Raw genomic sequence first — 13,676 nt, forward strand, 5'->3', positions numbered from 1 at the left:
GAAAGTCACTCTAGTCCCCACCGGCTCCCGCGTCTCGCTTCGCTTCGCCGCGGGGCCCTCGCCGGCGTGGGCCCACCCACCGGCTCCCGCGTCTCGCTTCGCTTCGCCGCGGGGCCCTCGCCGGCGTGGGCCCCATAGAATGGACAGATGACCATAAGCGTTGCGCCCGGCCCTGATACACAGGAGGGCATCCGGACCGGCACAGCAGAGTCCACCGACTCCCTGACCGCGCCGGACATTCCCTGGAACCTGGTGATCTGGAACGATCCCGTCAATCTCATGAGCTACGTCAGCTACGTGTTCCAAAGCTACTTTGGCTACTCGGAAACCAAAGCCAACAAGCTCATGATGGAAGTCCACCGGAAGGGCCGGTCCATCGTCGCCTCAGGCAGCAAGGAACAGGTGGAGCGCCACGCCGTGGCCATGCACGGCTTCGGGCTCTGGGCCACGGTGGAAAAGGCCAGCGGCGGCCCGGGCGGCAAATCAGGCAAGTCCGGCGGTCCGGGCCAGGGTAAGGGAAAACGTGGCTAAGGCATTCAAATACGGGCTCAAGGGCATCACCGGCTACCTGGAACCGGCTGAACGGGACCTGCTGCGCAGCCTGATCGACGACGTCATTTCCATGCTCCAGCCTGAGGACCGCACCGGGCAGGACCCGCTGGCAGCACTGATCGGCCTGGACATGGAGGTTGCAGAACCCACGGACCGGGCCGTCAAGCGGCTGTTGCCCAACGTTGTCAAGGACGACGGCGACGCGTCCCTTGAGTTCCGCCAGCTCACCGAGCGTTCACTGCGGGAGACAAAGATCGGGGCCCTGCGCGCCGCGGCTTTGGACCTGGACAAGGACGAGATCGTGCTGACCCCCGAGGGGGCGCAGCACTGGTCCATGGCGCTGAACGATGTGCGCCTGGTCCTGGCCGAACGGCTGGACATCCGGGACGAGGCCGACGCCGAGCATGTGCACCGCATGCAGGACTGGTCCCAGGCCGAGGACGTGGAAAGCTACCTGGCCCTGGTCTACAACTTCACCACCTGGCTCCAGGAGTCCCTGGTCCAGGCCCTGCTGCAGTCCATGGAATCCCGCCGGTGAGCCACGGCGGCCAGGGGGAGGCCGTCCGCTGTGACGCAGCAGACATGAGTCGCGGGACACAAGATGATGGCTGACGCTTCCGGGAACACCTATCCTCGAATAATCATGACTACAGCCCCGAGCACGGAACCACCGGCGGAAACACAGCCCACGGACGCCGACAGCGGGTTCCCCGCCGTCGCCCCGGAAACCCGTCCCATCGGCGTCTTCGATTCCGGCGTCGGCGGCCTCACCGTGGCCCGCTCCATCATTGACCAGCTTCCCAACGAGTCGATCCTCTACGTGGGGGACACCGCGCACGGGCCGTACGGGCCGCTCCCCATCGCGGAGGTGCGGGCCAACGCCCTGGGCGTGATGGACGAACTCGTGGACTCCGGCGTCAAGCTGCTCACCATCGCCTGCAACTCGGCGTCGGCCGCTGTCCTCCGGGACGCCCGGGAGCGGTACACCGCCAAGTACGGCATCCCGGTCATCGAAGTCATCCAGCCCGCGGTGCGGCGCGCCGTTGCCGCCACCCGCAGCGGAAGGGTGGGCGTGATCGGCACGTCGGCCACCGTGGGCTCGCGCGCGTATGAGGACACCTTCGCCGCGGCGCCCGACCTGGACATCACCTCTGTCGCCTGCCCGGAGTTCGTCAGCTACGTGGAGGCCGGGATAACCACCGGCCCGGCCCTGCTCGCCGTCGCGGAAGAGTACCTTGCCCCGTTGAAGGCGGCCGGGGTGGACACCGTGGTCCTGGGCTGCACCCACTACCCGCTGCTGACGGGCGTGATTTCCTACGTCATGGGCGCGGATGTCACCCTGGTCTCCAGCGCCGAGGAAACGGCCAAGGACGTGTACCGCGCCCTTGCCACGCACAACCTGCAGCGCACGTCCCCCACCCCGCCCGAGCACCACTTCGTGGCCACCGGCGACGCCGGGCAGTTCGAGGCGCTGGCCCGGCGGTTCCTGGGCCCCGAGGTGCTGTCCGTCCGCCACGTGGACCATGTGGCCGCCCAGTACCCTACGGGCAGCCTGGCGCGGATCACCCCTGAGATGATCGCCGCCGCGCAGGGCGCGCGCGAACGCCCCAGGATCTCCAACTTCGTGGGCGGCGGACTGGCCGACGCACGCCGCTCCGGAGGACCCGCCCTGTGAAGCTGACCATCGTGGGATGCACGGGCTCGTTCCCCGGGCCCGGCTCGCCGGCGTCGTGCTACCTCCTGACCGCCACCGACGGTGAGCGGTCGTGGAAGGTGGTGATGGACCTTGGCAGCGGCGCGTTGGGGGCCATCCAGCGCTACACGGACCTGGAGGACATCGACGCGATCTTCCTCACCCACCTGCACCCGGACCACTGCATGGACCTGTGCGGGCTGCACGTTGCCATCCGCTGGAAGCCCGGCGGGTGGGGGCGCGGCCGCATTCCCGTGTGGGGCCCCGCCGCCACGGCGGACAGGATGGCCACGGCCTATGGGCTTGACCTGGACCCCGGCATGCATGAGGAGTTCGACTTCACCAACTGGACCGAACGCGAATCCGTGACCGTGGGCCCCTTCACCGTCACGCCCTTCGCGGTCAACCACCCCATTGAGGAGGCCTACGCCCTCCGGGTGGAGGTGGTGGAGCCCGGCAAGGACGGCACGTCGGTGTCCCGGGTCCTGACCTATTCCGGCGACACGGATTCCTGCGCGGGGCTTGAGGAAGCCGCCAAGGACGCGGACCTGTTCCTGTGCGAGGCAGCCTTCGAAGAGGGCCGTGACGCCGGCATCAAGGATGTCCACTTGACCGGCAAACGGGCGGGGGAGGCTGCAGCGGCGGCGGGCGCCCGGCGGCTCCTGCTGACCCACATCCCGGTATGGACGTCCCAGACCACGGTCATGGCCGAAGCGCGCCCGGTGTTCCCCGGGGACGTGGCCGTTGCCGTAGCGGGCGTGCACTACACCATCTAGCCGCGCCGGCACCCCGACAAGCCATGCACCGGCACTCGATAAGCTAGGGGCATGACATCTGAAGCAACTGCAGTGCCCATTGTGCGCGCCGACGGCCGTGCCCCGGACCAGCTCCGGCCCATCAGCATCACCCGCGGATGGTCCAACCAGGCTGAGGGATCGGCGCTGATCGAGTTCGGCAACACCAGGGTCCTGTGCACGGCGTCGCTGACCCCAGGCGTCCCGCGCTGGCTTAAGGGCGAGGGCCGCGGCTGGGTCACGGCGGAATACGCCATGCTCCCGCGCGCCACCAACACCAGGTCCGACCGCGAATCCGTCAAGGGAAAGATCGGCGGCCGCACCCACGAGATCTCGCGCCTGATCGGGCGCTCGCTGCGCTCAATCATCGACACCAAGGCCCTGGGCGAGAACACTATCGTGCTGGACTGCGACGTTCTGCAGGCCGACGGCGGCACCCGCACGGCGGCCATCACCGGTGCCTACGTGGCACTGGCGGACTCCATCCGGTTCGCCCGCGACAATCAGCTCATCGGCAGGAACGCCCAGCCCATCATCGACACCATCGCGGCGGTGTCCGTGGGCATCATCGACGGGGTTCCCATGCTGGACCTGCCCTATGTCGAGGATGTCCGCGCTGAAACCGACATGAACGTGGTGGTGACCGGCTCCGGCAAGTTCGTGGAGGTGCAGGGCACGGCCGAGGGCGCTCCCTTCGACCGGGCGGAACTGGACCAGCTCCTTGACCTGGCCCTGCTGGGAACCGCCCAACTCGCTGCCATCCAGCGCGAGACCCTGGCGGAATCCCTGTGAGCAGCCCGGCTCCCCGGCTGGTGCTCGCCACGCACAACAAGGGCAAGCTCCGCGAACTCCGTGAGCTGCTGCGCGGGCAGGTGCCAGGGCTCGACGTCGACACCCAGGTGGTGGACGCGGCGGCGGCGGGTGCGCCGGACGTTGCCGAAACCGGCGTGACGTTCGCCGAAAACTCGCTGCTGAAGGCCCGCGCCGTCGCCGGCGCCACCGGCCTGGTGGCCATCGCCGACGACTCCGGGCTGGCCGTGGACGTCATGGGCGGGGCTCCGGGCATCTTCTCCGCCCGCTGGGCAGGACGCCACGGCGACGACGCCGCCAACCTGGAACTGCTGCTGAACCAGCTCTCCGACGTCCCGGACGAACACCGTGGCGCCGCATTCGTGTGCGCCGCCGCGCTGGCCGTGCCCGCTGACGGAGGCGGACCCGGGCGCGAAGTGGTGGAGTACGGGCAGCTTGAGGGGATCCTGCTGCGCGAACCCCGGGGTAGCGGCGGGTTCGGCTACGACCCCGTCCTGCAGCCGGCGGGCGAGGACCGCAGCTGTGCCGAACTGTCCGCGGAGGAAAAGAACGCCATCAGCCACCGCGGCAAGGCCTTCCGGGCCCTCCTGCCGTCCATTGTGGCGGCCCTGGAGGCGGCCCGCTAGGGAACCTTCCTGCCCACAGGCCAGCCAACTTCAAAACGGCCAGCCAACAAAAGAAGGTGCGCATCCCGGCGGGATGCGCACCTTCTTTTGCAGCCTGGCCGGCATTTACAGCCTGGCCGGGGGAAGGCTGCTACTCCGGCCGGCCGCGGTGGCTGTTGCGGGGAGTCTTCCGCTCCTCGTCCGGTTCGTGTTCCTCGATGAACTCGTCCACCGCGTCCGTGCCGTAGGCCTGTGCCTGGCGCTTGGCGGACAGGCCGCGCAGGACCTCGATGCCGATGGGAATCACCGAGACCAGCACAATGGCGATGAAGATGATGTCCAGGTTGTCCCGGACCCACGGAACTTTGTCGCCCAGCAGGTAACCGAGCAGCGTCACACCGCCGCCCCACAGTGCCGCTCCGATGACGTTGTAGAGGAAGAATTTCCTCCTGCTCATTTGCGCCACGCCGACGATCACAGGAACAAAGGTCCGGATGATGGGGACGAAGCGGGCCAGGATCAGTGCTTTGCCGCCGTGCTTTTCAAAGAAGGCGTGCGCATTTTCGATATTCTCGCGCTTGAAGAGCTTGGAGTTTGGCTTGTTGAAGATGGCGGGACCGGCCTTTGAACCGATGAGGTAGCCGGTCTGGTTGCCGATGATGGCCGAGACCACGATCAGGAGGGCCAAAAGCCAGATGTTGAACTTGATGGTGTCCGTGGCCACCAGCAGGCCGGCGGTGAACAGCATGGAGTCTCCGGGGAGGAAGAACCCCACCAGCAGCCCGGTTTCGGCGAAGACGATGCCGCACACCAGCAGGACCACCCAGGGGGCGAGCGCGGGATCGGCCAGGAAGACCTGGGGGTTCAGCCAATCGGGCAGGAAGGAAGCCATTCTTGGCTGGACCGGTCCCGCACCCACCAGCATGGACACAGCGAGGTCATTCATCACAGGAAAGTTCACCTCTCAAGGGTACTTGACCGGTCTGGGAGGCCTGCGGCGGTAAGGTAGGGGCCGTGGGTTTGGACTTTACGGCGATCGACTTCGAAACGGCCAACGGCTTCCGCGGCTCCCCGTGCTCTGTGGGACTGACGAAGGTAAGGGGCGGGGAAATCGTCGCAGAGGCCTCCTGGCTGATGCGCCCCCCGGCCGGTTATGACCACTTTGACCATCACAACGTCCGGATCCACGGCATCACGGCTGCGGATGTTGCCGGAAGGCCCCGTTTTGGGGAGTTGTTCCCGGAGATTGGCGCGTTCATCGGCGACGACGTGCTTGCAGCCCACAATGCCGCCTTTGACCTGGGCGTGATCCGCTCGGCGCTGGAGGTATCGGGCCTGCCCGGTCCCGCCTACGACTACGTCTGCACCGTCATGCTGTCCCGGCGCTGCTACTCGCTCGTCTCCAACTCGCTTCCCTTCGCCGCCGAGGAAGCGGGCGTACCGCTGGTCAACCACCACGACGCCGCCGAGGACGCCCGCGCCTGTGCCGGGATCCTCGTCGACATCGCCGCGCGCAACGGTGCCAACAGCATCGCCGAACTCTTCCTCTCCCTGGGGCTGGCCATGCCGCACCAGCAGGCCTTCGATCCCGCCTCGGGCGACCTGTCGAAGCCAAGCGTGGCGGCCATGGCTGCTGCGTCCGGCAACGGTGCCGCACTGGTGCGCCGGTTCCAGTCCGGCTGGCCCGAGGAAGGGCTGAACCCGGAACCCAACCTGGACGCCGAGCAAGGCCATCCGTTGTACGCGCAGACGGTGGTATTCACCGGGCAGCTCTCCATTGCCCGTCCGGAAGCGAAGCTGCGCTCGGCCAGGTGCGGTGCCCGGACGGAAAGCCGGGTCACCGGCCGTACCACCGTGCTGGTGGTGGGGGATGGCTTCGTTGCCTCAGACCTGCGCTCCGGCAGGCTCACCGGCAAGGCGCGCCGCGTCCTGGAGCTCCATGAGCGGGGACAAGCCATCGAAGTGCTGTCCGAGGGTGAGTTCCTCCAGATGGTGGGCAACGGGGACGCCCTGCACGCCGACCCCGGGGAAACCTGGGACGGCGCCCGCGCGACTGCCGTCAGCGCCTGACGCGGCCGGCACTCAAAGTCGCGCCCGCTTCATGCGGCGCAACACATCTTGGCAGCCCTGCCACAGGCTCCTAGCCTTGCCATATGGCGTCCCTGTTCGCTTTTCCCAATCCCGTCAACGAGTACGCCGCCCGTGTCACGGCAGCGCTCGTGGTGCTGCTCGCCGTCGTCACCGCCTTGGCGGGCTCCGGGTGGGGGCTGCTGGCCATCTCCATCGGGTTCTGGCTGCGTCTGCTCTTCGGCCCGCGGATTTCACCCCTGGCGCTGCTCTCAGTCAAGGTCATCACTCCGCGGCTGGGAAAGGTAAGACTTGTGCCGGGGCCGCCCAAGCGCTTTGCCCAGGGGATAGGTGCTGCCGTATCCACCTCGGCGCTGCTCCTGTTCGCCGCAGGTGCAGCAGCCGCAGCCTGGACCCTCCTGGGGATCCTGGTGGTGGCAGCCTCCCTGGAGGCCTTCGCCGGGTTCTGCCTGGGGTGCGCCATCTTCGGGTTCCTGCAGCGCCGCGGGCTGGTCCCCGAAGACGTCTGCGAGGCCTGCAACAACATCAGCCTTCGCCGGTTGTGACCTTCACCAACTGATTGGCCATGCCGCGGACCACCCCGGGCGCTTCCAGGGCCCCGAGCCACTGCGCCGGCAGGCAGTCTTCCCCATAGAAGGCGCCCAGGATGTTCCCTGCCAGCGAGCCCGTGGTACTGCTGGGGCCGTCATGGTTCACGGCCAGAACAACAGCGTCCCGGAAATGCCGGCCGGGCCCGGCGTCCGCGTCGTCAGCGGGCAACGTGGCCAGGACTGCATACAGTGCGACGGCGAGTGCCTCCTCCGCCATCCGGCCCCCGCCAAGCACGTGGACCAGTTCCTCCGGGGCAACGATTGCCTTGTCGGCGAGACGAAGGGCGGCCTCAAGCCTCTCCGGGAGCTCCGGCGCCACGTCCGGGAGGGTGGCCGCGTGCGCGGCCACCGCGGCAGCGGCGTCCCGCAGCGCCTCGCCGGACACGAGCTTATGGATCAGGAGACTGAAGATTCCGGCGCTCTGGCGGGCGGAAGGGTGCCCGTGCGTGAGGGAGGCGGCGTCGGAACTGAGCTTGTAGACGGCGTCGGGCGCAATATGTGGAATCAGCCCGAACGGCGCCGAACGCATCACCGTGCCGGCGCCTTTGGCCTCGGGGTTGACGGGGCGGACCGACGTGCCCATCTCGCCGGAGGCCAGCCCGGTGATGCAGTCCTGCTCCGGATGCCGGCGCTGCCGCAGCACCTCGTTGCCGTCGATCCAGCGGGGCTGGGGTGCGGGCGCTGAAGCCCCGGCGTCTTCGCCCTGGTTGGCCAGCCAGCGCAGGTACGCCAGCCAGAGGCAGGCGTTCACATCCGCACCCACCCCGTCGTTGGCCCACTCCAACGCCTCCACCAGCCCGTCCACGGTATACAGGGTCAGCTGCGTGTCGTCGGAAAAAGGCCAGGAACCGGACAGAGCGTCAAACCCGGTCAGGCCCCGGGCTCCGAAGCGCCGGCGGATGGCGCCGATGGAATCAGCCTCCACCGCATAGCCCAGTGCATCCCCCAGCGCCCCGCCCAGCAGCGCACCATGGATCCGGGACTTGAGGGTGGGCGCGGGAATGACGGGGTCGATGCTCATGGAGTAAATTTACCGTCCAAAAACCGGTCCCGCCGCCTGGTCCGATCCGTCCCGCCGGCCATTGCGCACGGCTGGTGTCCAGCCAACGCCCAGCCTGGGCTGGAATACTGCACGGGTTGCCCGGCGCCGCCCTGCAAGCTGGTGGAAGCCCCGGAACCGGCAGCAGCTGCCGCTTGCAACGCAAAGCCCAGGCCCCAAGAAGCGAAGGTCCCATCATGAGCACCCCTGTCCCCGCCCGCGACGCACTGCAGCCCGGCCCGGCCACCGCGCCCAGCGCTCTGATGCCCCGCCTGGTGGCCGAGGCCTTCGGCAGCCTCTTCCTGGCCGTGGCCGGGCTGGGCGTGCCGCTGTTCAGCATTCCGCAGTCCAGCCCGGTGCCGGCGGCCCTTGCCGCCGGCCTGGCCATCACGGCGGCAATGCTCGCCTTCGGACACATCTCCGGCGGCCATTTCAATCCCGCCGTTACCCTGGGTCACCTCCTGGCGGGACGGATCCGTGCCGGCGCCGCCGCCGCATACGCCGCCGCCCAGGTGGTGGGAGCCCTGGTGGGCGCCCTTGCCCTGTTCGGCATCCTCCGCACCCTTCCCAGCATCCCTGACTGCCGTACTGCCTTCGACACCGTGACCGCAGGCTTCGGCGAGCATTCCATCATTCAGGCCCCGCTCGCCGCCGTCGTGCTCCTGGAACTGCTGGGGGCCGCGATCATCGTGGCTGTCTTCCTTGCCGCCGGCCGCTCCGGCGGCAGCCGCAGCGCGGCGCCGGTTGCCGTCGGCCTGTCCTTTGCGGCCCTGCTGCAGGTGGGCCAGTCGGTGGGGAACCTGCCGTACAACCCCGCCCGCGCCGTCGCCTCCGCCGTCTTCAGTTCCGGCTGGGCCGTGGAGCAGCTGTGGGTCTTCCTGGTCGCGCCGCTGGCCGGCGCTGCCATCGCGGGGCTTGCGTTCCGCATTACCGGAGTGGCTGAGTCCGCTGCATCCGTTGAGGACGGCGCGGACCTCCATGACGACGAGGGCGCCGCCGAGGCCGACGACGACGCCGGGGAGGCCGACGACGACGCCATGGAAAGTGCCGGCACGGACAGGGCTGTGCCCGCAGCGGCCGCCCGGCAGGACGCAGGCGGCGTCAACGAGGCGCAGGAGTTTTTCGAAGGAAAACGGTCCTGACCGCCGCTGGCCGCGGCGTTTTCCTTGAGTGTCAGTGGTTGCCGATAGCTTAGGGATATGCGGTTACTTCACACCTCGGACTGGCATCTGGGCCGTTCCTTCCACGGCGTCGGCATGCTGGACGCCCAGCGCGCCTTCGTTGACCAGCTGGTGGCAGCGGTCCAGCGGGACAGCGTGGACGTTGTCCTGATCGCCGGCGACGTCTATGACCGGGCGCTGCCGGGCGTGGACGTGGTCCACCTGCTTGATGACGCATTGGTCCGCCTGACTGCCACGGGTGCAAAAGTGGTGCTTACCAGCGGGAACCACGACTCCGCCATCCGCCTGGGTTTTGCCTCCCGCCTGCTGGAACGCGGGGGAGTGCACCTGCGCACCAGGGTGGAGGACCTCGCCCACCCGCTCCTGCTGCCGCTGGGCGCGGATGCTGCCGGAAAGGACGCCGTCCTCGCGCTGTACGGCATCCCATGGCTTGAGCCCAGGCTTGTCGCCGAACAGCTGGGGGCTGAAACGCCAAGCCATTTCGAGGTAACCCGGGCGGCCACCGGCCTGATCCGGGAGGACATCGCCCGGCGTGCGGCTACCGCCACCGTCCACTCCGTAATCCTGGCCCACACATTCGCCAGCGGCGGCATCAGTTCGGACAGCGAACGGGACCTCAGCATCGGCGGAGTGGGCGCGGTGCCGCTGGACCTCTTCGACGGCTTTAGCTACACCGCCCTGGGCCACCTGCACGGGCGTCAACAGCTGTCCGGCTCCGTCAGGTATTCCGGGTCGCCGCTGGCCTATTCCTTCTCCGAGGCCGCCCACCGGAAGGGTGCCTGGCTGGTGGACATCGGTCCGGCGGGAGTCACATCCGTGGCGGAGGTCCTGTGGGAGGCCCCGCGGTCCCTCGCCGTACTGCGCGGAACCCTGGAAGATCTCCTGGCGGACCCCGGCCACGCCTGGGCTGAGACCGCCTACTGCCAGATCACCCTGACGGATGCCCAGCGTCCCGCCCGTGCCATGGAACGGCTCCGCGCCAGGTTCCCGGACACCCTGGTCCTGTCCTTCGATCCGCAGGGCGGGGCTGCCGCCCCCCAGGCCAGCTACAGCAGCAGGCTCGCGGGCGCACCGGATGACCTCGCCCTGTGCTGCGGTTTCCTGGAGCATGTGCGGGGACGGGCTGCAGACCCGGCGGAGAAGAACGCGCTCGCCGCCGCGCTGGAAAACGTCAGGCTGCTGGAGGCGTCACGGTGAGGATCCACCATCTGCGCATCTCCGGGTTCGGCCCTTTCGCCGGAACCGAGGACATCGACTTTGACCGCCTCAGCGCCCATGGCCTGTTCCTGCTGAACGGGCCCACCGGTGCCGGCAAGACCAGCGTGCTGGATGCCATCTGCTTTGCCCTGTACGGATCTGTCCCCGGTGCCCGGCAGGACGGCAAGCGGCTGCGCAGCGACCACGCGGAACCCGGTCAGGAACCTTCCGTGACCTGCGAGTTCTCCTCGCAGGGCCGCCGCTTCGAAGTGACCCGCTCGCCGGCGTGGGACAAGCCCAGCGCGCGGGGCAAGAATGGCTTCACGGTCCAGCAGGCAAAGACGCTGCTCCGCGAACGGATCGACGGTGCATGGGTGGAAAAGTCCGCGCGCAACGACGAAGCAGGCGCGGAGATCATGGCGCTGCTGGGCATGGACCGTGAGCAGTTCACCCGGGTGGTCATGCTGCCGCAGGGTGATTTCGCTGCCTTCCTCCGCTCCAAGGCCGCCGACCGCCTGGACCTGCTGCAAAAGCTCTTCGGCACCCAGCGCTTCGAGGCCCTGGAACAGGAACTCTCGCGTCAGGCTGCCGCCGCCCGGGAGGACGTCGCCGCCCTGTCCGGCCAACTCGGCCTCCTTGCCTCGCGGGCCGAAACCGAGGCCGCTCCGCTCCAGCTTCCTGATGCCGGAGCTCCGCCGGCGGACGACGTCCCCGGCCGCCTTGACTGGCTGCAGGCTTCCGTTGCCAGCCGGCTGGCGGAACTCACGGAGCACGCCGCAGCCGCGGCGGCGCTCAGCCAGGACCGCCGAAGTGAGGTGGACAGCGAAGCCGCGCGGCATGAGCGGCACCGGAAACTCCAGGCGGCCACCGCCCGGCGGAAGTCCGTGGAGGACGGGGCTGCGCATCGCGATGAGCTCTCCTCCCGTCTGGCCCGGCACCGCCAGGCCGAGGTCCTCCAGGGGCAGCTGCAGGCCGTGGACGCTGCGGCAGCCAAGGTCCACAACGCGGAAGCCGCTGCAGAATCTGCACTGACGTTGCTGCGGATGGCTGCCACGGACGACGGCGAACTGGCCCGGCTGGGCCTGGAAACCCTGGGCTCCAAAACACTGGGCTCCAAACCACTGGGCTCCAAATCACCGGGCTCCGAAACACAGGGTTTGGAACCATTCGCCGCCGGAGGCAGCGTCCCCGGGGCAGCGGACGAACTGGGCCGGCTGCGTTCGCTGCTGGCCGTCGTCGAGGCCCGGCTGCCGGACGAGGACAGGCTCCAGGACCTGCGGAAGCGGCACCGGAGCCTGGCCGGCCGGCAGGAAGAGCTCCGGCTCACCGTGGAGACGCTGGGGAATCGCGCAGCCCATTTGCAGGACGATCGGGCGGTACTGGCCGACGGTATGGACCAGCTGGAAGCGCGCTCCATCGAGGCGGCACTCCGCCGCAAGGAAGCCGCTGCGGCCGCGGAACTGCTGGACATCGTCCGGCGGCACGGGCGGGCTGCCCAGCGGAGGGACCTGGCCAGGATCCGCCATGACGATTCGCGGGAGGACCTCCTGGAGGCAAAACGCCATTGGCTGGACCTGCGGGAGGTCAGGCTCGCCAACGCCGCATGCGAGCTGGCAGCCAAGCTGGTTGCCGGCGAGCCCTGTCCCGTCTGCGGAAGCGGGCAGCATCCCCGCCCCGCGGATGGCGGCACTACCGGCCCGGGCCTGGCCCAGGATGAAGAGGAAGCCCACCGCTTATACGAGGCCGCAGAGGCAGCCCATGCCCTGGTTGCCGCTGACCTTGCAGAAGCGGAGCAGGCCGTGGCAGTCCTCGCCGGCCAGGGCGGGACCACCCCTGTTGAAGAGGCACGCGCCGGTGCCGAGGCCGCCCTCGCTGCCGCCGCGGACGCAGAGAAGGCCGCAGAGGAGCTGCAGGACAGGCGGCAACGGCTGGAAGCGCTGGATGCCGGCCTGGGGCAGGCGCGTGCCGCGCTGTCCGAAACAGAGGCAGAGCTGTCCCGGACTGCCGTGTCCCTTGCCGAGGCGGCCGAACAGGCTGCAGCACTGGACAAGGCGCTCGCCGCCCTGCGCGGCCCCCACCCCAGCCTGACCCGCCGGCTGCGGGCACTCGAGGACGCCGCAGCAGTCCTGGACAAGGCCGTCGAGGCGCAGACGCGGCTGGACGCGGCGCGGCTGCAGTCCGCCGAAGCGCAGGAGCAGTTGGAACTGGCCCTGCCGGGTGCGGGTTTCGCCACGGCAGACGACGTCCGCAGCCAGCTCCTTGGCGCCGCCGAAGCGGCAGCCCTGGAAGCCGCCGGCCGTGCAGCCCGGGACGAAGCCGCGCGCGTTGCCGGGTTGTTCGAATCCGAGGACATTGTGCTGGCCCTGGCAGAAGCCGCGGACGGCTTCCGGGCAGACGAGGAGCGGCTGGCAGCGCTTCGCCTGGAGGCGGCCACTGCCCAGAATGACGCGCGGGAAGCCGATCTTGCCGCCGGTCTCGCCTCGCGTTGCCTGGAATCCCTGAAAACGATCGCCGCCGACTACCAGGAGCTGGTCCGCGCATCCCGGGAACCGGCGGAGCGGGCACAGATGCTTGCCGGGCTGGCTGACGCCGCAGCCGGCCGGGGTGAGAACACGTACCGGATGAGCCTGAACAGCTACGTCCTGGCGGCGCGGCTGGAGCAGGTGGCCCTCGCCGCGTCCGAACGCCTGGTGGCCATGAGTGATGGCCGCTACCTGCTCCAGCACACCGACGCCAAGGCAGCGCGTGGCGCAAAATCAGGGCTGGGACTTGAAGTGGTGGACCAGTGGACGGGCTTCCGGCGGGACACCTCCACCCTGTCCGGGGGCGAGTCCTTCATGGCGTCGCTCTCGCTGGCACTCGGGCTGGCGGACGTCGTCCAGCAGGAGGCCGGAGGGGTGGAAATCGAGACCCTGTTCGTGGATGAGGGCTTCGGAAGCCTGGACGAACAGTCCTTGGAACAGGTCATGGATGCCATTGAGGGGCTCCGCGACGGCGGCAGGGTGGTGGGACTGGTCAGCCATGTTGCCGAGATGAAACAGCGCATCGGGACCCAGCTGCAAGTGATCAAGAGCCGGAACGGCTCCACGCTGCGGATCTCCGAGACTGTGGACGCCCTCGCCTGACC

Annotated in this window: 13 protein-coding genes; 11 read left to right on the forward strand and 2 right to left on the reverse strand. The window is 68.8% G+C overall.

Annotation, left to right across the window (positions count from 1 at the left end; translation table 11 throughout):
* The first annotated feature begins 147 nt into the window (after positions 1-147).
* From clpS to rdgB, 6 genes are all read left to right on the forward strand, one after another.
* On the forward strand, positions 148-531 hold the full coding sequence (gene clpS, locus ACV095_RS07830) for an ATP-dependent Clp protease adapter ClpS (protein ID WP_018768380.1): 384 nt from the start codon (positions 148-150) through the stop codon (positions 529-531).
* The gene (locus tag ACV095_RS07835) at positions 524-1,090 is read left to right on the forward strand and encodes a DUF2017 domain-containing protein (RefSeq protein ID WP_056387968.1); all 567 of its coding nucleotides are present in this window, start codon (positions 524-526) and stop codon (positions 1,088-1,090) included. Before clpS ends, ACV095_RS07835 begins: the two co-directional genes overlap by 8 nt.
* A gap of 105 nt (positions 1,091-1,195) precedes the next feature.
* Complete coding sequence (gene murI / locus ACV095_RS07840; protein WP_478223232.1) at positions 1,196-2,227, forward strand: glutamate racemase; 1,032 nt, start codon at positions 1,196-1,198, stop codon at positions 2,225-2,227.
* Positions 2,224-3,021, forward strand: a complete 798-nt coding sequence (locus tag ACV095_RS07845) for an MBL fold metallo-hydrolase (RefSeq protein ID WP_018768377.1) — start codon at positions 2,224-2,226, stop codon at positions 3,019-3,021. The genes murI and ACV095_RS07845 overlap by 4 nt, the downstream gene beginning before the upstream one ends.
* A 51-nt stretch (positions 3,022-3,072) precedes the next feature.
* The gene (rph, locus tag ACV095_RS07850; protein WP_026265632.1) at positions 3,073-3,831 is read left to right on the forward strand and encodes a ribonuclease PH; all 759 of its coding nucleotides are present in this window, start codon (positions 3,073-3,075) and stop codon (positions 3,829-3,831) included.
* Positions 3,828-4,475 (forward strand): RdgB/HAM1 family non-canonical purine NTP pyrophosphatase, encoded by a 648-nt coding sequence (rdgB, locus tag ACV095_RS07855; RefSeq protein ID WP_018768375.1) that lies wholly within the window; start codon positions 3,828-3,830, stop codon positions 4,473-4,475. Before rph ends, rdgB begins: the two co-directional genes overlap by 4 nt.
* Before the next feature lie 130 nt (positions 4,476-4,605).
* On the opposite strand, the gene ACV095_RS07860 is transcribed toward rdgB, so the two are convergent.
* Entirely contained in the window at positions 4,606-5,400 is a 795-nt protein-coding gene (locus ACV095_RS07860; protein WP_478223233.1) for a DedA family protein, read from the reverse strand.
* Between the two features lie 68 nt (positions 5,401-5,468).
* Between ACV095_RS07860 and ACV095_RS07865 the strand changes: the two genes are divergently transcribed.
* Entirely contained in the window at positions 5,469-6,524 is a 1,056-nt protein-coding gene (locus tag ACV095_RS07865; RefSeq protein WP_478223234.1) for a 3'-5' exonuclease, read from the forward strand.
* An 83-nt stretch (positions 6,525-6,607) separates the two neighbouring features.
* Positions 6,608-7,087 (forward strand): DUF4395 domain-containing protein, encoded by a 480-nt coding sequence (locus ACV095_RS07870; RefSeq protein ID WP_223991988.1) that lies wholly within the window; start codon positions 6,608-6,610, stop codon positions 7,085-7,087.
* On the opposite strand, the gene ACV095_RS07875 is transcribed toward ACV095_RS07870, so the two are convergent.
* A complete protein-coding gene (locus ACV095_RS07875) occupies positions 7,068-8,153 on the reverse strand; it encodes an ADP-ribosylglycohydrolase family protein (RefSeq protein ID WP_478223235.1) in 1,086 nt (361 codons plus the stop codon). The two genes, ACV095_RS07870 and ACV095_RS07875, sit on opposite strands and share 20 nt — an antisense overlap.
* Positions 8,154-8,368: 215 nt before the next feature.
* On the opposite strand from ACV095_RS07875, the gene ACV095_RS07880 reads away from it, so the two are divergent.
* Genes ACV095_RS07880 through ACV095_RS07890 form a run of 3 tightly spaced genes read left to right on the forward strand, consistent with a single transcriptional unit; the run spans position 8,369 to position 13,674 of the window.
* Positions 8,369-9,313, forward strand: a complete 945-nt coding sequence (locus tag ACV095_RS07880) for an aquaporin (protein WP_478223236.1) — start codon at positions 8,369-8,371, stop codon at positions 9,311-9,313.
* Positions 9,314-9,370: 57 nt separating this feature from the next.
* Positions 9,371-10,549 carry an exonuclease SbcCD subunit D gene (locus ACV095_RS07885; RefSeq protein ID WP_056387959.1) on the forward strand — a complete coding sequence of 393 codons (1,179 nt, stop codon included), beginning with the start codon at positions 9,371-9,373 and terminating at the stop codon, positions 10,547-10,549.
* Positions 10,546-13,674 carry an AAA family ATPase gene (locus ACV095_RS07890; RefSeq protein WP_478223237.1) on the forward strand — a complete coding sequence of 1,043 codons (3,129 nt, stop codon included), beginning with the start codon at positions 10,546-10,548 and terminating at the stop codon, positions 13,672-13,674. Before ACV095_RS07885 ends, ACV095_RS07890 begins: the two co-directional genes overlap by 4 nt.
* The last annotated feature ends 2 nt before the right edge of the window (positions 13,675-13,676 follow it).

This window comes from Arthrobacter sp. JDC6 (assembly GCF_056484025.1).